Annotated in this window: 20 protein-coding genes and 1 pseudogene; 9 read left to right on the top strand and 12 right to left on the bottom strand. The window is 74.3% G+C overall.

All coding sequences use genetic code 11. The annotated features are described in order from the left end of the window. Position 1 precedes the first annotated feature (1 nt). From STTU_RS28075 to argC, 5 genes are read right to left on the bottom strand one after another with little or no spacing between them, the layout of a single operon-like run. Positions 2-1213, bottom strand: coding sequence for an acetylornithine transaminase (locus STTU_RS28075; protein WP_043256557.1), 1212 nt, complete (start codon positions 1211-1213; stop codon positions 2-4). Further along, complete coding sequence (gene argB, locus STTU_RS28070) at positions 1210-2193, bottom strand: acetylglutamate kinase (protein WP_052862430.1); 984 nt, start codon at positions 2191-2193, stop codon at positions 1210-1212. The genes STTU_RS28075 and argB overlap by 4 nt, the downstream gene beginning before the upstream one ends. Next, on the bottom strand, positions 2190-3341 hold the full coding sequence (gene argJ, locus STTU_RS28065) for a bifunctional glutamate N-acetyltransferase/amino-acid acetyltransferase ArgJ (protein WP_007829133.1): 1152 nt from the start codon (positions 3339-3341) through the stop codon (positions 2190-2192). The genes argB and argJ overlap by 4 nt, the downstream gene beginning before the upstream one ends. A 6-nt stretch (positions 3342-3347) precedes the next feature. Then, complete coding sequence (locus STTU_RS35980; protein ID WP_257790875.1) at positions 3348-3473, bottom strand: hypothetical protein; 126 nt, start codon at positions 3471-3473, stop codon at positions 3348-3350. Then, positions 3470-4498, bottom strand: a complete 1029-nt coding sequence (gene argC / locus STTU_RS28060; RefSeq protein ID WP_007829131.1) for an N-acetyl-gamma-glutamyl-phosphate reductase — start codon at positions 4496-4498, stop codon at positions 3470-3472. The genes STTU_RS35980 and argC overlap by 4 nt, the downstream gene beginning before the upstream one ends. 296 nt (positions 4499-4794) lie before the next feature. Between argC and STTU_RS28055 the strand changes: the two genes are divergently transcribed. Together STTU_RS28055 and STTU_RS28050 are read left to right on the top strand one after the other, a co-directional pair. Continuing rightward, the gene (locus STTU_RS28055; RefSeq protein ID WP_043256556.1) at positions 4795-6168 is read left to right on the top strand and encodes an SMI1/KNR4 family protein; all 1374 of its coding nucleotides are present in this window, start codon (positions 4795-4797) and stop codon (positions 6166-6168) included. 404 nt (positions 6169-6572) lie between these two features. Continuing rightward, positions 6573-7784: an alanine--tRNA ligase-related protein gene (locus STTU_RS28050; RefSeq protein WP_043256555.1), complete on the top strand. Its 1212-nt coding sequence runs from the start codon at positions 6573-6575 to the stop codon at positions 7782-7784. A gap of 76 nt (positions 7785-7860) precedes the next feature. Here STTU_RS28050 and STTU_RS28045 read toward each other — a convergent pair whose 3' ends face one another. Then, on the bottom strand, positions 7861-8358 hold the full coding sequence (locus STTU_RS28045) for a GNAT family N-acetyltransferase (RefSeq protein WP_007829127.1): 498 nt from the start codon (positions 8356-8358) through the stop codon (positions 7861-7863). Between the two features lie 136 nt (positions 8359-8494). On the opposite strand from STTU_RS28045, the pseudogene STTU_RS28040 reads away from it, so the two are divergent. Further along, a pseudogene (locus STTU_RS28040) lies at positions 8495-9014 on the top strand (AAA family ATPase). 17 nt (positions 9015-9031) lie between these two features. On the opposite strand, the gene STTU_RS28035 reads toward STTU_RS28040, so the two are convergent. Beyond that, positions 9032-9262 carry a hypothetical protein gene (locus STTU_RS28035; RefSeq protein WP_043257805.1) on the bottom strand — a complete coding sequence of 77 codons (231 nt, stop codon included), beginning with the start codon at positions 9260-9262 and terminating at the stop codon, positions 9032-9034. An 88-nt stretch (positions 9263-9350) separates the two neighbouring features. On the opposite strand from STTU_RS28035, the gene STTU_RS28030 reads away from it, so the two are divergent. Both STTU_RS28030 and STTU_RS28025 read left to right on the top strand, forming a co-directional pair. Further along, complete coding sequence (locus tag STTU_RS28030) at positions 9351-9836, top strand: DUF6314 family protein (RefSeq protein WP_007829123.1); 486 nt, start codon at positions 9351-9353, stop codon at positions 9834-9836. Positions 9837-9879: 43 nt separating this feature from the next. After that, positions 9880-10350: a GNAT family N-acetyltransferase gene (locus tag STTU_RS28025; RefSeq protein ID WP_007829121.1), complete on the top strand. Its 471-nt coding sequence runs from the start codon at positions 9880-9882 to the stop codon at positions 10348-10350. Between the two features lie 150 nt (positions 10351-10500). On the opposite strand, the gene STTU_RS28020 is transcribed toward STTU_RS28025, so the two are convergent. Beyond that, positions 10501-11943, bottom strand: a complete 1443-nt coding sequence (locus STTU_RS28020) for a PLP-dependent aminotransferase family protein (RefSeq protein ID WP_052862429.1) — start codon at positions 11941-11943, stop codon at positions 10501-10503. Between STTU_RS28020 and STTU_RS28015 the strand changes: the two genes are divergently transcribed. Beyond that, positions 11942-12949, top strand: coding sequence for a DMT family transporter (locus STTU_RS28015; RefSeq protein WP_007829118.1), 1008 nt, complete (start codon positions 11942-11944; stop codon positions 12947-12949). The two genes, STTU_RS28020 and STTU_RS28015, sit on opposite strands and share 2 nt — an antisense overlap. A 30-nt stretch (positions 12950-12979) precedes the next feature. Here the strand turns inward: STTU_RS28015 and STTU_RS28010 are convergent, their stop codons facing one another. Then, positions 12980-14236, bottom strand: a complete 1257-nt coding sequence (locus STTU_RS28010) for a glycoside hydrolase family 10 protein (protein ID WP_007829116.1) — start codon at positions 14234-14236, stop codon at positions 12980-12982. A gap of 263 nt (positions 14237-14499) precedes the next feature. Between STTU_RS28010 and STTU_RS28005 the strand changes: the two genes are divergently transcribed. Together STTU_RS28005 and STTU_RS28000 are read left to right on the top strand one after the other, a co-directional pair. Next, on the top strand, positions 14500-15372 hold the full coding sequence (locus tag STTU_RS28005) for a 3-hydroxybutyryl-CoA dehydrogenase (RefSeq protein WP_009063581.1): 873 nt from the start codon (positions 14500-14502) through the stop codon (positions 15370-15372). A 176-nt stretch (positions 15373-15548) separates the two neighbouring features. Continuing rightward, positions 15549-16151, top strand: a complete 603-nt coding sequence (locus tag STTU_RS28000; RefSeq protein WP_007829112.1) for a GNAT family N-acetyltransferase — start codon at positions 15549-15551, stop codon at positions 16149-16151. Positions 16152-16250: 99 nt separating this feature from the next. Here STTU_RS28000 and STTU_RS27995 read toward each other — a convergent pair whose 3' ends face one another. Together STTU_RS27995 and STTU_RS27990 are read right to left on the bottom strand one after the other, a co-directional pair. Then, positions 16251-17210: a PRC and DUF2382 domain-containing protein gene (locus tag STTU_RS27995; protein WP_007829110.1), complete on the bottom strand. Its 960-nt coding sequence runs from the start codon at positions 17208-17210 to the stop codon at positions 16251-16253. A 334-nt stretch (positions 17211-17544) separates the two neighbouring features. Beyond that, the gene (locus tag STTU_RS27990) at positions 17545-18123 is read right to left on the bottom strand and encodes a TetR/AcrR family transcriptional regulator (protein WP_007829108.1); all 579 of its coding nucleotides are present in this window, start codon (positions 18121-18123) and stop codon (positions 17545-17547) included. Between the two features lie 94 nt (positions 18124-18217). Here STTU_RS27990 and STTU_RS27985 point away from each other — a divergent pair, with 94 nt between their 5' ends. Continuing rightward, the gene (locus STTU_RS27985; RefSeq protein WP_007829106.1) at positions 18218-19282 is read left to right on the top strand and encodes an NAD(P)-dependent alcohol dehydrogenase; all 1065 of its coding nucleotides are present in this window, start codon (positions 18218-18220) and stop codon (positions 19280-19282) included. 94 nt (positions 19283-19376) lie between these two features. On the opposite strand, the gene STTU_RS27980 is transcribed toward STTU_RS27985, so the two are convergent. Beyond that, the gene (locus STTU_RS27980; protein WP_043256554.1) at positions 19377-19907 is read right to left on the bottom strand and encodes an NUDIX hydrolase; all 531 of its coding nucleotides are present in this window, start codon (positions 19905-19907) and stop codon (positions 19377-19379) included. Positions 19908-19965 lie beyond the last annotated feature (58 nt).

The raw sequence follows: 19965 nt of genomic DNA, 5'->3' as shown, positions 1-19965 counted from the left end.
CTCATCGGCCCGCGTGCGTCCCTTCTCCCGCCGCCGCGTCCAGCACCCCAGGGAGCGCGGCCAGGAAGGCGTCCGCCTCGGCCTCGCCGAGGTTCAGCGGCGGCATGAGCCGTACGACGTCGGGGGCCGGGGCGTTGACAAGGAGTCCGGCGTCCTGGGCGGCCTGCTGCACCTGGGGGGCGCGCGGCTCGGTGAGCACGATACCCAGCAGGAGCCCGGCGCCGCGGACGTGGCCGACGAGGGGGTGCCCGAGTTGCTCGATTCCCTCGCGCAGCCGCTCCCCCGTGCGCTTGGCGCGGTCGAGGAGGTGCTCGTCCTCGATGGTGTCGAGGACGGCGAGCCCGGCGGCGCAGGCGACGGGGTTGCCCGCGAAGGTCGAGCCGTGGCGGCCGGGGGTGAGGAGGTCGCCCGCCTCGCCGAAGGCGAGGACCGCGCCGAGCGGGAGGCCGCCGCCGAGTGCCTTGGCGAGCGTGACGACGTCGGGGTCGATGCCCTCCTCGGCCTGGTACGCGTACCAGTGGCCCGTCCGCCCGATGCCGGTCTGCACCTCGTCGAGGACGAGGAGGGTGCCGGTGGCGCGGGTGATCTCGCGCGCGGCCCGCAGGTAGCCGGGGGGCGGGACGACGACGCCGTTCTCGCCCTGGAGGGGCTCGACGATGACGAGGGCGGTCTCCTCGGTGACGGCCGCGCGCAGGGCCTCGGCGTCTCCGTACGGGACGAAGGTGACGTCGCCGGGGAGCGGACCGAAGCCGTCCTGCTTGCCGGGCTGGCCGGTGAGCGAGAGGGCGCCCATGGTGCGGCCGTGGAAGCCGCCCGTGGTGGAGACCATGTGGCGGCGCCCCGTGAGGCGGCCGATCTTGAAGGCGGCCTCGTTGGCCTCGGCGCCGGAGTTGCAGAACAGGACGCGGGCGGGGCGGCCCGCGTGGCCCACGAGGCGTTCGGCGAGGGCGACGGTCGGCTCGGCCATGAAGAAGTTGGAGATGTGGCCGAGCGAGGCGATCTGCCGGGAGACGGCCTCGACGACGGCGGGGTGCGCGTGCCCGAGGGCGTTGACCGCGATGCCTCCGACGAGGTCGAGGTAGGCGCGGCCCCCGGTGTCGTACACGGTGGCGCCCTCGCCGCGCGCGAGTTCGAGGCGGGGGGTGCCGTAGTTGTTCATCAGGGTGTGCTGCCAGCGCCCGGTCAGGGGGTGCGGCTGCTCGGTGGCGGTCACGGTTTCTGCCTTTCCGTGGCGGGCTCGGCGGCGGCCCGCGGGTCGTCGTCCACGACCATCGTGCCGATGCCCTCGTCGGTGAAGATCTCCAGGAGGATGGAGTGCTGGACGCGTCCGTCGATGACGCGGGCGGTGCGGACGCCGTTGCGGACGGCGTGCAGGCAGCCCTCCATCTTCGGGACCATGCCGCTCGCCAGCTCGGGCAGCAGTTTCTCCAGCTCGCTCGCGGTGAGGCGGCTGATGACCTCGTCGCTGTGCGGCCAGTCCTCGTAGAGGCCCTCGACGTCGGTGAGGACCATGAGGGTCTCGGCACCGAGCGCGGCGGCGAGCGCGGCGGCGGCGGTGTCGGCGTTGACGTTGTAGACGTGGTCGTCGTCGGCGCTGCGGGCGATCGAGGAGACGACGGGGATACGGCCGTCGTCGAGCAGCGTCTCGATGGCGCCCGTGTCGATCGCGGTGATCTCGCCGACGCGCCCGATGTCGATGAACTCGCCCTCGATGCGGGGGAAGTGCTTGGTCGCGGTGATGGTGTGCGCGTCCTCGCCCGTGAGGCCGACGGCGAGCGGGCCGTGCCGGTTGAGCAGGCCGACCAGCTCGCGCTGGACCTGCCCGGCGAGGACCATCCGTACGACGTCCATCGCCTCGGGCGTCGTGACGCGCAGGCCCGCGCGGAACTCGCTGACCAGGCCCTCCTTGTCGAGCTGGGCGCTGATCTGCGGGCCGCCGCCGTGCACGACGACGGGGCGGAGCCCGGCGTGCCGCAGGAAGACGACGTCCTGCGCGAAGGCGGCCTTCAGCTCCTCGTCGACCATGGCGTTGCCGCCGAACTTGATGACGACGGTCTTGCCCTGGTGGCGGGTGATCCAGGGGAGGGCCTCGATCAAGGTCTGGGCCTTGGGGAGGGCGGTGTGCTTGCGGGTCGCAGCGGGGGCCGGCTGGGGCACAACACTCGTCTCGCTCTCGTCGCTGGGCTCGCTCATGAGGAGTACGCGCTGTTCTCGTGGACGTAGTCGGCGGTGAGGTCGTTGGTCCAGATCTCGGCCGAGGCGTCCCCGGCGGCGAGGTCGGCGGTGATGACCACCTCGCGGTACCGCATGTCGACGAGGGTGCGGTCCTCACCGACGGAGCCGTTCTTGCAGACCCACACGCCGTTGATGGCGACATTGAGGCGGTCGGGCTCGAAGGCGGCGTCGGTGGTGCCGATCGCGGAGAGGACACGGCCCCAGTTGGGGTCCTCGCCGTGCACGGCGCACTTGAGGAGGTTGTTGCGGGCGATGACGCGGCCCACCGTGACGGCCTCGTCCTCGCTCGCCGCGTTCACGACCTCGATACGGATGTCCTTGCTCGCGCCCTCGGCGTCGCCGATGAGCTGGCGGGCGAGGTCGGCGCACACCTCCCGTACGGCCGCGGTGAACTCGTCCTCGGCGGGCGTCGTGCCGCTCGCGCCCGAGGCGAGGAGGAGGACGGTGTCGTTGGTGGACATGCAGCCGTCGGAGTCGACGCGGTCGAAGGTGACGCGGGTCGCGGCGCGCAGGGCGCGGTCGAGCGCGCCGCTGTCGAGGTCGGCGTCGGTGGTGAGGACGACGAGCATCGTGGCGAGGCCGGGGGCGAGCATGCCCGCGCCCTTGGCCATGCCGCCGACGCTCCAGCCGTCCCGCTGGGCGACGGCCGTCTTGTGGACGGTGTCGGTGGTCTTGATGGCGAGGGCGGCCTTCTCGCCGCCGTGCTCGCTGAGCGCGGCGACGGCGGTGTCGACGCCGGGGAGCAGCTTGTCCATGGGGAGGAGTTCGCCGATGAGGCCGGTCGAGGCGACGGCGATCTCGCCCGCGTTGTGGCCGAGGGCCTCGGCGGCGCGCTCAGCGGTCGCGTGGGTGTCCTGGAAGCCCCGCGGGCCCGTACAGGCGTTGGCGCCGCCGGAGTTGAGGACGACGGCGGAGACCTGGCCGCCCTTGAGGACCTGCTCGGACCACTGGACGGGGGCGGCCTTGACGCGGTTGGACGTGAAGACCCCGGCGGCGGCGAGGCGCGGCCCCTGGTTGACGACGAGGGCGAGGTCGGGCTGGCCCGACGACTTGATCCCGGCGGCGATGCCCGCCGCCGTGAATCCCTGGGGTGCGGTGACGCTCACGGTGTCTCAGGTCTCCTTGGGCTTGTTCCGCGCCGCGGTGCGGAGGGCGGCGCGCAGCCGGTTCGTCAGAAGGGTGATCAGGGGGGCGCCGGACGCGTGCGCGGTCCGGGGCGCGGGAGGGGTACGGGTCACGGCGCGATCCCGGCGGCGGGCAGGCCGGTGGTCTCGGGGAGGCCGAGGGCGAGGTTCATGCTCTGGATCGCGCCGCCCGCGGTGCCCTTGGCGAGGTTGTCGATCGCGGCGAGCACGAGGACGCGTCCGGCGGCGGGGTCGTGGGCGACCTGGAGCTGTACGTGGTTGGAGCCGAGCACGGCGCCGGTGTTCGGCCACTGGCCCTCGGGCAGCAGGTGCGCGTACGGCTCGTCGGCGTACGCCTTCTCGTAGGTCTCGCGCAGGCGCGCCGCGTCCACCCCCGGCTTCGCCCTGGCGCTGCACGTGGCGAGGATGCCGCGCGGCATGGGGGCGAGGGTGGGGGTGAAGGAGACGGTGACGCGGTGGCCCGCGACGGCGCTGAGGTTCTGGATCATCTCGGGCGTGTGCCGGTGGCCGCCGCCGACGCCGTACGGGGACATCGCGCCCATGACCTCGCTGCCGAGCAGGTGCGGTTTGGCCGCCTTGCCCGCGCCGGAGGTGCCGGAGGCGGCGACGATCACGGCGTCGTCCTCGACGATCCCGGCCGCGTAGGCGGGGACGAGGGCGAGCGAGACGGCGGTCGGGTAGCAGCCCGGCACGGCGATGCGGCGGGTGCCGGCGAGCGCGGCGCGGGCGCCGGGCAGCTCGGGGAGGCCGTAGGGCCAGGTGCCGGCGTGGGGGGTGCCGTAGAAGGTCTCCCAGTCGGCGGCGTCCTTGAGCCGGAAGTCGGCGCCCATGTCGATGACGAGGACGTCGTCGCCGAGCTGTTCGGCGACGGCGGCGGACTGGCCGTGCGGGAGGCCGAGGAAGACGACGTCGTGCCCGGCGAGGCTCTCGGCGCTCGTCGCTTCGAGCACGCGGTCGGCGAGCGGCGCCAGGTGCGGCTGGAGCACGCCGAGGCGCTGACCGGCGTTGGAGTTCGCCGTGACCGCGCCGATCTCCACCTCGGGGTGGGCGAGAAGCAGGCGCAGCACCTCTCCGCCCGCGTATCCACTCGCTCCGGCGACTGCCGCTCGTACCGTCATGGGTGACCTCCTCCTGAGAGCATGACTATACATTCACCTGCAGAACTATGCAATAAAAGGGCGCATGGGTGGGCGCACGGGAACACGACCCCGACGGAGCCCCCCTCCGGCCGCACAAGCTTAGGTGAGGCTAACCTTCCTGGCGAGGGTGTCTGGATCGGCGGCCGGACACGGCGACGCGGCGGCGCCTCCGCACAGCCAGCGCTCCGCACCGCCCCTCGCTGTCCGCTCGCCGTCGCCCTGGTTCGTCCGCCGACCCGCCCGCCGCTGTCGGTGCGCCCCGCTAGCCTCCGGCCATGACTCCTCCCGCCGCGCACGCGACGCCGCTGACCGACTTCGCCACCTGGGAACCCCTCTCCTGGCTCCTGTGGGAGCAGTGCGCCGACAAGGGCGGCGCGGGGCCCTTCGAGCTGTCGGGGCAGCTCAGCCGGGGCGCGTGGAGCCTGCCGCGGCTCGGCCGTGACTTCCCGCGGGAGCAGCGGGCGGTGGAGCCCGTCCTGGCGGCGCTCGCGGCGAGCGGGACCGCCGAGGTGGCCTTCGTCGCGCGGCTCACGGCCGACGGCTCCGTCACCCTGCGCCTGTTCCCCTCCTCCCCCGCCGTCGAACCAGGCATCGCCTCCGCGCATCCGGGCGCGCTGGTCCTGGTCGAGGGGGCGGTCCCGGAGCCGTGGCGGCGCCTGCCGGAGCCGGTGCCCGGGGCCGTCGCCGCGCCCTCGGCGGACCCCGCCCTCCTCGCCCGTTCGCTGCGTGCCCGCCTCCCCGGCGCGACCGGCGCGGACCCGGCCGCGCTCGCCGCCGCCGAGGCCCGGCTGGGCAGGCCGCTACCGCCCGAACTGCGGGCGCTCTACACGGTCGTACGCGGCGAGTGGCGCGACCACGCGGACGCCCCGGAGGCCGGTGAACGCGTCTACGAGGCGCTGTCCTGCGAGCTGCTGCCGCTCTCCCAGGTGTACGTGGCGGACGCCGCCTCGCGCCCGTGCCCCTGGGTGTTCGGCGCGATGGAGGCCGTGCGGACCCCGCCGGGCGCGGCGGTGCAAGGGCTGCCGGGCTCGCCGGGCTGGCTCGTCTTCGGCGACAACGGCGGCGGCGACCGCCTCGCCGTGGACCTGACCCCCGGGCCCGGCGGGCACCTCGGGCAGGTCGTCCTGATCGGCCACGAGGAGAGCGTGGGCGCGGAACTCCTCGCCGACTCGCTCACCTCGCTCGTGCTGCGCGCGGGCGAGGAGGAAGAGGAGGACGAGGCCCCGCGCGCCCGGCACACGGAGTCCCCGGAGGTCGCGTACGTCAACGCGCGGGGCATACCGAGCGTCGCCGCGGCGGCGCACCCGGCACTGGAGGTGCTCTCGCTCGGCCGCTGGGAGAGCCCGCCGACGAGCCTCGCGCCCGTTCTGGGGCTCCCCCGGCTGCGGTCGCTCTCGGCGGGGCCCGGCACGCTCGCGGAGCCGCTGGAGATCGGGCGGCTCGACGGCCTGGAGTTCCTGCGGCTGCCGCCCGCCGAGTGGCGGGCGCTCCTCGCGGCGGACGCCGTGCCGCGCGGTCTGCTCGCGGCGGCGATCGAGCCCGGCCGCGCGGACAGCCCTCTCACGACCGTCGCCCTCGCCAACGAGATCCTGGGCCGCTGGGGACGCCCGCCGATCGCGGAACAGGTGGTGTCGGGGACGCTCGGGTGAGCCGCACCGGGCGTCCGGCGGGGACGAGGGAGCGAGGCCCGCGGGACGGGGGAGCCGGGAGACGAGGGAGACGGGGAGACGAGGGAGCCGGGGCGGCCCGTCCGGCTCCGCGCCCCGCGCCCGCGCGCCGGACGACCGGCCGCGAGCGCGCCCCGCTCCGTACCCCGCCGAAAACCACCCGCCCCTCCGCCCGCCCCCGCGTTATCCTCGACCGCATGAACGTCACCGGCCGATGCACCACCGCGACCGCGCGAGCGCCCCGCTCCCCGGTCGCCGCCGCCTGACGTACCCCCCTCATTCCACCGGCGACCGGAACACGGTCCCCGGTGGTTCCTCGCGCTCGCGAGGCGTGCGTAGTCTCCCGTGGTCCGTGCTCCGGCGCCCGTACCGCGAAGGAGCCCGCCATGACGAAGCTCACCACCGACCAGGTCAGCCGCCGCTTCACCGAGTTCTACGAGGACCGCGGCCACGCCCGGATCACCGGCTCGACGCTGCTGCCGCCGCCCGGTGACGACTCCGTGCTCTTCACCACCTCCGGGATGCACCCGCTCACCCCGTACCTCGAAGGCCGCCCGCACCCGCTCGGGCGGCGGCTCGTGAACGTGCAGCGGTGCCTGCGCACGACGGACCTGGAGGAGGTCGGCGACCCGACCCACCTCACCGTCTTCGAGATGCTCGGCACCTGGTCGCTCGGCGACTACGAGGGGCCGCGCAGCCTGGAGTGGGGGTACGAACTCCTCACGGACGGGCTCGGGATCGACCCGCGGCTCCTGCACACCACCGTCTTCGGCGGGGACGGACGGGTGGGCCCCGACCTCGCCTCGCTGGAGGTGTGGGAGCGCCTCGGGGTGCCCGTCGAGCGGACGGTCGAGGACAACTGGTGGTCGAACGGGCCGACGGGGCCCTGCGGTCCCGACTCGGAGATCTTCCTGTGGACCGGGGACGGGCCGCCGGAGTCGACGCCGACGGGTGACGAGCGCTGGGTCGAGGTGTGGAACCACGTGATGATGCGCCACCGCCGCCTCGCCGACGGCTCCCTCGTCCCGCTGCCGCAGCGCAATGTCGACACCGGGCTCGGGCTCGAACGGCTCGCCTCGCTGCTCCAGGGAGAACGTTCCGTCTTCGACGGCGACGTCTTCGAGCCGTGGCGGCGGCTGCTCCCGCCGCTGTGGGGGCTCGACGAGACCTCGGTGCGGCTCGTGAGCGACCACCTGCGCTCGGCCGTCGTCGTCCTCGGCGACGGGGTACGGCCCGCCGCCACGGGGCGCGGGTACGTGCTGCGGCGCCTCGTGCGGCGCGTGCTGACGACGCTGTGGCGGACCGATTCCTCGTACGGGCTCGGGGAGTTGCCCCGCGAGCTGGTGACGGGGACGCTCGGCCACTTCGGGCAGGGCGGCGAGGACCCGGAGACGGTACGGAGGGTGCTCGGGACCCTCGCCGAGGAGGAGACCCGCTTCCGTTCGCTGCTCGACCGGGGCCGCCGGGTCCTCGCCGGGCCGCGCTTCCGCGGGCCGCTCGACGAGGCCGATCTGCACTACCTGCACGACACGCACGGGCTGCCGCGCGACCTCGTCGAGAGCCTGCGGGAGGAGAGCGCGGGCGTGCGGGGCGAGTGAGGCGCGGGCGTGCGCGGCGACTGAGGCGCGGTCCGGCGGTGCTCGCGGCGCGCGAGCACCGCCGGGGCCCGCCCGCTCAGCAGTCCCGCGCGTACTCGACCTGGGTCAGCGGCCGTCCGTCGCCGAAGTCGTACGGCCGCTCGGCCCCGGTCGGGGCGTATCCGCTCTTCTCGTAGAAGCGGCGCGAGCGCGGCGTCCCGCGCAGCGTCCAGAGGTGGACGCGGGTGTGCCCGGCGGCGCGGAGGTGGTCGAGGGTGCGGGTCATGAGGGCTCCGGCCACGCCGCTCCCCCAGCCGTCCGGGTGCCCGTAGAAGCCGAACACCTCGGCCCAGCCGGGGCGGTGCGGCGAGGGGCCCGCCCAGGAGAGCGCGAGCGGGCGGCCTCCGACGCGGGCCAGCAGGATCGCGCCCTCGCCGTTCGTGATCCTGGCGTGCCAGCGGGTACGGCGGTCGCGCACCCCGGCGGCGGCGAACTCCGGTGCGAAGAAGGGCGCGTACGCGGCCTCCCACCCCGCCGCGTGCACCTCGCCGAGCGCGTCCCCGTCGACGGGCCGGGCGAGCTGGATGTCGATCATGGGGGCAGGGTAGCGGCGCGGACGGCTCCCGGGGAGCCCCCGCGCGGGGCCCGTCCGGGGCGGGGCCGTGCGCGAGCGGGGGCGGTACGCGATCAGGGGTCCGTGCGCGAGCGGGGGCCCGTAGAGTCCGCGCACGATCGTATGGCTGGGCGGGACCTACGGGGCCGGGAAGACCACGACGGCACGGGAGTTGGCGGAGATCCCGCCCGGGGCGCGGGTCTTCGACTCCGAGGAGGTCGGGGGGCTGCTGCGGGGGATGCCGCGGGACGAGTGGCCCGGGAACTTCCAGCACTGGCCCATGTGGCGCGGACTCGTCGTCGAGACCGCGCGGCAGGTGCTCGCGTCACGGGCGGGACGCTCGTCGTACCGCAGACGGTGCTGAGCGAGGCGTACTGGGACGAGATCGAGGGCGGGTTCCGGGCGGCCGGGATTCCCGTGCGGCACGTCTGCTGCACGCCGACGAGGAGAGGCTGCGCGCGCGGATCGCGGGCGACGTCGAGCCGGAGAGCGCGGCGGCGGGGCCGTGGCGGCTCGCGCACCTCGACGTGTACGCGCGGGCGCTGGAATGGCTGTGCGCCCGCGCGACCGTCGTCGACACGGCGGGCCTGACGCCCGCCGGGGTCGCGGCCCGTATCGCCCGTACCGTCTCCGCCTGACCCCCGCCGCCCCGGGCTCAGGCGCCGGGGACCGGGTGTCCGCCGTCTCCCTCCACGACGTGGCGCCGCTCCTCCGCGCCGTCCTCCTCGGTCACGGTGACGTCCACCGTGCCGTCGCCCGTGGTGTCGAACTGGTAGAGGTCGGCCTTGCCGTCGCCCGTGGTGTCCGTCATCCACACATCGGGCTTGCCGTCGCCGTTGGTGTCCGCGCTGAGCAGGACGTGGTCCTGTGTGTTCTCGGTGTCCATGCGGAGCGGATACCCCGTGAAGAGCCGGGAACGCGGGGGCGGGTGCGCGGGGTGGCACGGGTTCGTGTCCCTGGAGTAGGAAGGGGGCATGCCCGACGCCCGGCCCGAGACGCCCGCCCCCGCCACCACCCCCGTGCCCGACCTGCTCGCCTTCCTCGCGGGGCGCTGGCACGTCGCGCGCACGGCCGAGGACCGGCACACCGGGACGCGCGGGCACTTCACGGGCACGGCGGACTTCACGGCGCTCCCCGGCGGCGGGCTGCGGCACCACGAGGAGGGCACCTTCACGTGGGACGGCGTCGCGCGTCCCGCGTACCGGACCCTGCGCTGGCTGCCGGACCCGGCGGGCAAGGGCTCCGCGCGTGTCACCTTCGACGACGGGCGCTTCTTCCACGACGTCGACCTGCGCACGGGCCACGCGATCGCCGACCACCCCTGCTCCCTCGACCTCTACCGGGGCGAGTTCACCGTGAGCGGCCCGGACCTGTGGAGCGTGGTGTGGCGCGTCGCGGGGCCCGCGAAGGACCTCGTGCTGCGCACGGAGCACACCCGCGAGGCCCCGTCCACGGGCTGAAACCGGCTGGGCGGCGCCGCGCGCGCATTGCGAGACTGCCCGCATGACCACGTACACGGACCTGCCCGCCGTCCCCCTCCCGCCCGGCCACTTCGTCTCGGACGCGCCGGACCTCGTCGATGTCGGACGCGTCCACCACTGGCTCTCCACCGACGCCTACTGGGCGCTCGGCCGCAGCCTGGAGAAGCAGCGCGCCGCCGTCGCCGCCTCGCTGAACTTCGGTGTGTACGAGGAGGTGCCGGACGCCGATGGCACGGTGCGCCGCGAGCAGCGCGCCTACGCGCGGGTCGTCACCGACCGCGCCACCTTCGCCTGGCTCTGCGACGTCTACGTGCCGCACGAGGCCAGGGGCCGGGGCCTCGCGAAGGCGCTGCTCGCGGCCGTCCGGGCGCGGATGGAGGAGTACGGGGTGCGGCGCGTGCTGCTCGTCACCAGCAGCGCGCAGGAGCTGTACCGCTCGGTGGGGTACGCCGAGGTGGAGCCGGGGAAGTGGATGATCCTGCCGCTGGAGTGAGGGGTTCGGAGCGAGCGGCGTCGGGGGGAGCGGGCTCGGCGTGAGCGGGCGGGCGCGCATGGCGTGCGGAAGGTGCACGCCCGCCCGACGCGGTACGGGGGCGCGGCGACCCGCCCCGGGTTGCGCCCGCGTCCCCGTCCGGGCCGCCCCTCATCCCCGTACCGCCGCGAACGCCTCCGCCAGTCTCCGTACCCCCTCCTCCAGTTCGTCCCTGTCCGCCACTCCCCCGTAGCTGATCCTGAGGTGCGGGCGGTCGGGTTCGGCCGGGTGGTACGGGCGGCCCGGGGCGACCGCGACGCCCCGGCGCAGCGCCTCGGCGGCGAGCGCGGACTCGTCGGTGCCCTCGGGGAGCGGGAGCCAGAGGTGGTAGCCCCCGGTGGGCACGCGCGCGGGCGCCGCCTCGGGGAGCCGACGGGCGAGGGCCGCCGCGAGGGCGGCCCTTCGCGCGCCCAACTCGCCTGCCACCGCGCGGAGATGGCGGGGCCAGGACGGGGAGCCGACGAGTTCGAGCGCGGCCTCCTGGAGCGGGCGCGGCACGAAGAAGTGGTCGACGACCTGCACGGCGCGCAGCCGTTCCAGGACGGGGCCGCGCGCGAGGACGGCGGCGACGCGCAGGCTCGGCGCGGTGACCTTGGTGAGCGAGCGGATGTGCACGACGATGCCGTCCGGGTCCTCGGCGGCGAGCGGCGGCGGTGGCGGGCCCGCGTCGGCGTGGCCGAGGCGGCGCGCGAAGTCGTCCTCGACGACGAAGGCGCCGGCGGCGCGCGCGGCGGCGAGGAGCCCGGGGCGGCGGGCGGGCGCGAGGACGGTCCCTGTCGGGTTCTGGTGGAGCGGCTGGCAGACGAGGATGCGCGCGCCGCTCGCGCGGAACGCCTCGGGGAGCAGGTCGGTACGGAGCCCGTCGGCGTCCACGGGGACGGGGACGGGCCGCTGTCCGGCGGCGCGGAGCACGGCGAGCAGGCCCGGGTAGGTGGGGGACTCGACGAGGACGGGGGCGCCCGGCGGGGCGAGGGCGCGCAGGACGCCGCTGAGCGCGGACTGCCCGCCGGGACTGACGAGCGCGCCCCCGGGGCCGGGGCCGCCTCCGCCGTCCGCGGCGAGGTCGCGCGCGAACCAGGCGCGCAGTTCGGGCAGTCCCTCGGCGGGCGGGCGGCCCCACGCGCCCGGCCGGCGCCCGGCGCGGGCGAGCGCGGCGGCGAGGGCGCGTTCGGGGCGCAGGTCCGGGTGGAGGTAGCCGCCGTTGAACTCGACGACTCCTGCGGGTGGTTCGGCGAGCGTGGCGAGAACGCCGCTCGCGTCCACGGCACGCGGAAGGCCCTCGGCAGACTCGGCGCTGAGTGCGAGGTGCTGCCAGGAGGTGTCGCCCTCGGCGGCGGGCGCGGCCCGCCCCGCCCGGTAGGCACCCGCGCCGGGGCGGGTCACGAGCAGCCCCTCGGCGGCGAGCCGCGCGAGGGCGCGCGAGACGGTGACGGGCCCGACGCGGTGCCGCGCGACGAGTTCCCGGCTCGACGGCAGCTTTCCACCTGGCGGATAGCGGTCGAACTCGGCACGGAGGAGATCCGCCAATGCCCCCACGCTGCTACGCTCTTGCATGAGACGTGACAATAGCGCTATCACCGATTCCACGATAGCGGTCGACGCGGAAACCGCCCCTCGGTCCCGCTCCGGCCTTTTCCTCGCCGCGCTCGGCGTGCTGTGCTTCTCGCTCACCTTCCCCTCGACCGCGTGGGGCCTCGAAAGCTTCGGCCCGTGGTCGCTCGTGTGCCTGCGCTGCCTCCTCGCGACCGCCGTCGCCGCCGGCTTCCTGCGGGCGGTGCGGGCGCGGGTCCCGGTACGGGCGCACTGGGCCGGGATCGCGGTCGTGGCCGGGGGCGGGGTGCTCGGCTTCCCGCTCCTGACGACGCTCGCGCTCCAGACGTCCACGACGGCCCACTCGGCGGTCGTGGTGGGCCTGTTGCCGCTCACGACGGCGCTCGTGGCCGCCGCGCGCTCGGGCGTGTGGCCGCCGCGCGCCTTCTGGCCCGCGGCGGGGGCGGGCGCGGCGATCGTCCTGGCGTTCACGCTGGGGCAGGGCGGGGGCGGGTTCACGCGCGGGGACGTGCTGCTCTTCGCGGCGCTCCTGGTGTGCGCGGCGAGTTACGCGGAGGGCGGGCGGCTCGCCGCGGTCATGCCGGGCTGGCAGGTGAGCGCGTGGGCGCTCGTGGCGTGCCTGCCGCTGACGGGCGTGGGCGCGGTGGTGGCGCTGTGTCTGGAGCACCCCGTGCGGTGGAGCGGGCACGGGATCGCGGGGCTCGTGTGGGTCTCGGTGGGGTCCACCTTCGTCGGGCTCTTCGTGTGGTACCGGGGCATGGCCGAGACCGGCGTCGCCCGCGCGAGCCAACTCCAGCTCGCACAGCCCCTGTTGACCCTGGTGTGGTCGGTGACGCTGCTGGGCGAGTCGCTCCCGGCCGCCGCTCCGCTCGCGGCGGTGGGGGTGGTGCTGTGCATCGCGGGGACGCAATGGGCGACGCGGACTTCTCGTACGGCACGCCCGGCCCCGTACGAGAAGTCCCGGTACGAGGAGCCCCCGTACGAGAAGTCCCCGGACACCGCCCCCTGACCCCGGCCGCGGCCTCCGCGGCGGCTCCTCCTAGCCGCGCGGTGCCGCCCGCTCGCGGTAGTGGTCCCGCACGACGCGGCTCATCGCGCCGAGCGGGTCGGCCGCGACCTCCTTCGCCGCGAAGAAGGCGTGGCCGTGCACCTCGGGGATGCGCGCGGTCAGGTCGAGGTGCTTGGACAGCTCGGCGGGGTCCGCCCAGGCGGCGGGCTGCGCGGGGTCGCCCACCTTGTAGAGGGCCTCGCCGATGTAGAGGTCCACTCCGGTGCCGCGCACGGCCTTCGCCCACCAGCGGGCGAGAGTCGCGTAGTCGGCGGCGGGGAAGCCGATGTTCCAGTAGAGCTGCGGCACGATGTGGTCGATCCAGCCCTCGCGCACCCAGCGCAGGGTGTCCGCGTACAGGTCGTCGTAGCTCTGCACACCGGCGGTGGTGTCGGAGCCGCGCGGGTCGGTGCTCGCGTTGCGCCACACGCCGAAGGGGCTGATGCCGAAGCGGACGCGCGGCTTGAGGCGGCGGATGCGGGCGCTCGTCTCGCGCACGAGCTGGTCGGTGTTGTGGCGGCGCCAGGCGGCCCGGTCGGGGAAGTCGCCGCCGTACAGGGCGAAGGCGCGGTCGTCGTCGAAGGGCTGCCCGGCCACCGGGTACGGGTAGAAGTAGTCGTCCCAGTGCACGGCGTCGATGTCGTAGCGCGCGACCGCGTCGAGCATCGCGTCCTCGACGTACCGGCGCACCTCGGGCAGCCCGGGGTTGTAGTACATCTGCCCCTGATAGGTGACGACCCAGTCCGGATTGACCCTGGCCGGGTGGGTGGGCACGAGGCGGGCCGGGTCGTCGTGGACGGCGATGCGGTACGGGTTGAACCAGGCGTGCAGCTCCAGCCCCCGCTTGTGGGCCTCCCGCACCGCGAAGCCGAGCGGGTCGTAGCCGGGGTCCCTGCCCTGCTCCCCCGAGAGGTACGCCGACCAGGGCTCGTAGGGCGAGGGCCACAGCGCGTCCGCCGAGGGGCGCACCTGGAGGATGACGGTGTCGAGACGGCGCTCGACGGCCGTGTCGAGGTGGCCGAGCAGCTCGTTCTGCTGGACCGGGGCGGGCAGCCCCGGCGCCGAGGGCCAGTCGCGGTTGGTGACGCTCGCCACCCACTCCCCGCGCATCCGCCGCCCGCGCGGCGGGTGGCCGCCGCCGTGTCCGGTTCCGCTCGGGAGGGCGGCGCCCGTGGTGCCGAGAGCCGCCACGACCCCTGCGGCGAGGGCGGTGAAGCCTCTGCGGCTGAGCGTTCCCCTGTTGTCCATCCGGTGCCTCCACGGGCTCGGTTGTCACACATGTCACACGCGCACCCCCCTCTCATGCCCTCCCCGGGGGAGCCGCCACACATTGACCGCGCGGTAACGTTCACGCCTGGGCGGCGGCGCCCGGTGCGTCACACGCGATGCCGGAAAGCGTCGTGCGCGGCGCCGAGGTGCGTCGTGACGCGGCGCGGGATGGTGTCGCGGCGCGACGCGGAGCGCGTCGTGGGCCGCCCGACACTTCATCCCCGGACGGCGAGAGGCACGAGGTGACGGACTTCAAGGCCGATGTAGCACGCGTCGGAGTGGTCGGCTGCGGACAGATGGGCGCGGGAATCGCGGAGGTCTGCGCACGCGCCGGTCTCGACGTGAAGGTCGCCGAGACCACCGGCGACGCGCTGGAGTACGGCCGCACCCGGCTCAGCAACTCGCTCGCCAAGGCCGCCGAGCGCGGCAAGCTCACGGCGGACGAACTGGCCGCGACGCAGTCCAGGCTCAGCTTCACCACCGACCTCGGCGAGTTCGCCGACCGCGACCTCGTGATCGAGGCCGTCGTCGAGAACGAGCAGGTCAAGACGGAGATCTTCCAGGTACTGGACCAGGTCGTGACCCGCAAGGACGCGATCCTCGCCTCCAACACCTCCTCGATCCCGATCGTGAAGCTCGCGGTGGCCACCTCGCGCCCCGACCACGTCATCGGCATCCACTTCTTCAATCCGGCCCCCGTGCAGAAGCTCGTCGAGCTGATCCCCGCGCTCACCACCTCCGAGGGCACCATCAGCCGCGCCCACGTGTGGGCCGAGAAGGTCCTCGGCAAGCACGCGATCCGCGCGCAGGACCGCTCGGGCTTCGTCGTCAACGCGCTTCTCGTCCCGTACCTGCTCTCCTCGATCCGCATGTTCGAGCAGGGCATCGCGAGCCGCGAGGACATCGACAGCGGCATGGAACTGGGCTGCGCGCACCCGATGGGTCCGCTCAAGCTCGCCGACCTCATCGGCCTCGACACGATCGTCTCGATCTCCGAGGGCATGTACGCGGAGTACGCGGAGCCGCTGTACGCGGCCCCGCCGCTGCTGCGCCGCATGGTCGAGGCGGGTCGCCTCGGGCGGAAGTCGGGCTCCGGGTTCTACGCGTACCAGTAGGCCGGGGCAGGACCGGACGGGACGGAGGGGCCGGACAGGAGTCGGCAGGGCAGGACGGGGCGCGGGCCCGAGGCTCCGCGCCCCCGCTTTTTATCCTCCGCACGCGACCCCCTCCCCTTGCTAGCCTCCCCGCCACCAGGGGAGACGCCCGCTGGTGACGAGGTGGGGAGCGTGGCATGGGTACGTGGACGGAAGACGTCTTCGCCGAGACGGAGCTGGTCTCCGGGAATCTGCGGCTGCGCGCCTTCGACGCGGGGGACGTCGAGGATGTCCGGCTTGGGTGTTCCGACGAGGAGACCCAGCGCTGGCTGCCGCTGCCCCGTCCGTACGACGCGGAGGTGGCCCGGAGCTGGTGCACGGACCTCAGCCACCACCTGCGGACCTCGGGCGAGGGCATCCAGTGGGCGATCACCGATCGCGAGAGCGGCCGTCTCCTCGGCGCGACCGGGCTCAACCGCACCGACTGGCGCGGCCTCGTCAGCGAAGTCGGGTACTGGGTCGCGCCCTGGGCCCGGCGGCGGGGCGTCGCGGTCGCGGCGACACGGGCGGTGGCCGGGTGGCTGCTCGGCGAGCGCGGTTTCGAGCGCCTGGAGCTGCGGGCCGCGACGGGGAACCACGCCTCGCGAGCCGTCGCGGAGCGGGCCGGTTTCGTGCGGGAGGGCGTGCTGCGCAACGCGGGGCACGTGCACGAGGGCCGCGTCGACACCGTGCTGTACTCCCTGATCCCCTCGGACGGGGTCGTTCTCCCGAAGGTGGAGGCGCGGACGATCACGGACTGAGCGCCCGGAAGGCCCCCGGCGCCCTTGAAAGGACATCCGGGGGCCTTCCGCGCTACCGGGGTCTCAGCCCTCTTGCGGGGCTACGACCGTGGCGCGCGGTCAGCTCTCCTCGGGCGGCGCGCCGCGTCCGGGGCCCGCCCCGCCGTCGTCGTACTCGACGCGCTCCTTGCGGACGGAGTCGCTGACCTCCTGTTCCTCGGTGACGCGCTCCGTCTCCAGGTGGACCCTCTCGACGGCGACGGCCTCCTTGCGGATGACCGGGCGCTCCGCGTGCAGGGTGACCTCGGCGTTCTCCTCACCGATGGAGGCGTCCACCGCATCGCCGTCGCGGATCGGTTCGCGCACGAGCCTGGCCTCTTCGTGACTGACCGGGATCGTCGTCGTGACGTTCTCCGTCACCACGACCTTGTGCAGCCGGGCCCGGCCGGATTCCTCCTCCTGCGTACCGACCCGCAGGCGCTCCTCCGAGCGGATCATCTCCTCGCCGGGTTCCCCGTCCCAGGAGCTACGGGCACCGGCACCCGCGAGTTCACGCTCGGTGCTCTCACCCGTCGCCTCGTTCGGGTTGGCCGGGCCGAGACCGGAGCCGGCCCCGCTCATCCCCGCCTGGTCCGCGGAGGTGGTGCCCGCCTTGTCCCGCTGGCCGGTACCGGCGAGGGACTCGTCCTCCGTGTCCATCCCGCCGGGTGCGGCGGCCCCCTGCTTGCCCTCGCCCCCGCCGGACATGCCGCTGCCGGTCGCCGTCATCCCGTAGTGGGCGTACAGCTCCTCCTCACCGGCCGCGTCCAGGTGCTGCCCGGCGTCGAGACGGGGGGCGTCCTTGATCGCGTTCTTGTCGTGTTCCAGGTGCAGACCCTCGGCGTCCGAGCGCGCACCTTCCAGCGGGACGAAGCTCTCCTTCATCCCGAACAGACCGGTCTTCACCGTCACCCACTCCGGGCGGCCGGTGCGGTCGTCGCGATAGACCTGCTCGACGCTGCCGACCTTGGCCCCGTCCCGGTCGTACGCGGTCAGGCCCACGAGCTGGTCCACGCTGAGGAAGCCCTCGTCTGAAGTCATGAGTGCCCTCTTCCTGCGAGAGCGCGCGGCGGAGGGGCCGGGGTCCCCTCCACGAGAGACGCGCGCCACTCCTTCCATGCGGCGCGCATCGGCGCGTTCCGGCAACCGAGGGAGGGCGTATCGGGGCCAAATACTCCATTGGTCCCAAATAGCCCAAACGGGGTTTACCTCGCGAGACGCTTGCGGCGACTGGGAAGCGGGGCGGAGCGAGCAGTCCCCGGGCGGGAGCGGGGCGGGACGCGGACTGGCAGTCGGGAGCGGGCCGGGACGCGGCCCCGGCCGTCACCTCGACCGAGCCGACCGAGCCGTCCGCCCTCACAGTGGCACTACGGGGCTACGGTGCCACCGCCCGCGCCACGGCCTCGCGCAGGAACGCCTTCCGTCGCTCGTGCTCGCCCTCCGGCTCGTCCCCCGTCGCCGCCCACACGTTGCTCACCGGCGACCAGGCGCAGGCCATCGCGATGACGAGGGCGAGGATGTCATAGGGCTCCCCCGCCCGCAGCCGCCCCTCCTCCTGGGCGCGCGCGAGGGCGGCGAGCTTCGTGCCGTGCTCCGGGTCGTCGAGCAACAGGCCGCCGGAGCGCCGTTCCAGACGGGTCCAGGCGATGAGCCGGACGAGATCGGGGCGCAACAGGTTCTGCTCGTAGATCCCGACCGCCCAGCCCGGCAGGTCGTCGGCGTCGAACGGGATGCTCGCGGTGATGTCGCTCGTACGGTCGGCGATCACTGCGGCGAAGAGCCCGTCCTTGTTGCCGAAGTACCCGTAGAGCTGCGCCTTGTTGGTGTGCGCGGCGGAGATGATCCGCTCGATCCTGGCCCCGGCGATGCCGCGCAGGGCGAATTCCTCGGTCGCCGCGTCGAGGATGCGGCGCCTGGTGGCGGCGCCGCGCGGCGTACTGGGCAGCTCGGGCATGGGGTCACGGTAGCAAACAGAACAGTTGGTTTGCTTTTGCCGCCGGAGCGCCTACGCTGAAACAGACCGAACAGTCTGTCTCTGGAGTTGCCCCATGCGTTCCACCCCTGCCTGGCAGCACCCCCTCGGCGCCCCCGCCCTGGAGCGCGTCACGATCGAGCGGCGCGAGCTGCGCGCCGACGACCTCGCCGTGCGCGTCGAGTACTGCGGGGTCTGCCACAGCGACCTGCACCAGATCAACGACGTCGCCGGGCGGCGCACGGGCCCGCTCGTCCCCGGTCACGAGTTCGTCGGCACGGTCACCGAAACCGGCGCGGACGTGACCGGCTTCGCCCCCGGCGACAAGGTCGCGATCGGCACGATCGTCGACTCCTGCGGGACCTGCCCGATGTGCCTGGCCGGACGCGAGAACTACTGCGCGGAGTTCCCGACCGTCACGTACGGCGCGGTCGACCGCGTGGACGGCCTGCCGACGCACGGCGGGTACAGCCGCGAGTACGTGCTGCGCGAGAAGTTCGCCCACCATCTCCCGGCCGGGCTCGACCCGGCTGCGGCGGCGCCGCTGATGTGCGCGGGGATCACGGTGTGGGAGCCGCTGCGCGCGGCCGGCATCGGCCCGGGGAGCAAGGTCGCCGTGGCCGGTCTCGGTGGCCTCGGGCACCTGGCAGTGAAGCTCGCCGTCGCGCTCGGCGCCGAGGTCACCGTCCTGAGCCGGACGCCGGACAAGGCCGCCGACGCCACGGGGCTCGGCGCCCGCGCGCTGCTCGTGACGAGCGACGAGGGGGCGATGGCGGGCGCGCGCGGGCGCTTCGACCTCGTGCTCGACACGATCTCGGCCCCGCACGACCTCAACCTGATGCTCTCGACGGTCGCCGTGGACGGCACACTCAGCGTGCTCGGCTTCTTCGGCGAGGCCCCGGTCCAGCTCATGGGCCTCCTGCTCGGCGCCAAGAAGCTCAGCTCCTCGGCCACGGGCGGCCTCGCCGAGACGGCCAGGATGCTGGAGTTCTGCGGCACGCACGGCATCACGGCGGACGTCGAGGTGCTGCCCTCCGCCCGGGTGAACGAGGTCCTGGAACGCCTGGAGCGCGGCGACGTGCGCTACCGCTTCGTCCTGGACGTCTCGGACCTTGACGAGGAGCCCGCGCGGGTCGTCTGAGGCGACCCCGGGGGGTGCACGGCCGGTACGGGGCGAGGGCCGCCCCAGCGCCCCTACCGGCCGCCCGCACCGCCTCCACCCCGGCTCCCGCCCGTCACTCCTCCCGCATCCGGTGCAGCAGGAGCAGCGCCGCCGCCATCGTGGCCGCCGGGACCTGGCCCTGGCTCACGAGGTCCGGCACGAGCTTGAGCGGCACCCACTCGCGGCGCGAGGACTCGAAAGCGTCGACCGGCTCGCCCGTCCACTCGGCGCTCTCGCCCCAGTAGACGTGGTGGACCGCGTCGCTGAGCCCGTTCGACGGCTCGGTGCTCAGCAGGTGCTGGAGGGGGCCCGGCCGCCAGCCCGACTCCTCCTCCAGCTCCCGCGCGGCGGCCCGCTCCGGGTCCTCCCCCTCCTCGACGACTCCCGCGGGCAACTCCCAGCCCCACGTGTCGGTGATGAAGCGGTGGCGCCACAACAGGAGCACTTCCTCGGCCGCGTTGACGACGGTCGCCGCGGCCACCGGGCGCTGCCGGATCAGGAAGTGGTCGAGATGGCGTCCGTCCGGCAACTCCACATCGGCGAGGTGCACGCGAAACCAGCGGTTTCCGTACACGAATTGTTCGCTCTGTTTCGTCCAACGCACGTTTCTGCCACCTTTCATGAGGAGGTGGCACTATCGCAGCCCCCGCCGCGCGCGGGGC

The sequence above is a fragment of the Streptomyces sp. Tu6071 genome (genome assembly GCF_000213055.1).
Taxonomy (GTDB): Bacteria; Actinomycetota; Actinomycetes; order Streptomycetales; family Streptomycetaceae; genus Streptomyces; species Streptomyces evansiae.
The sequence above is the reverse complement of the archived record's forward strand: the minus strand, read 5'-3'. Positions and strand labels throughout refer to the sequence as shown.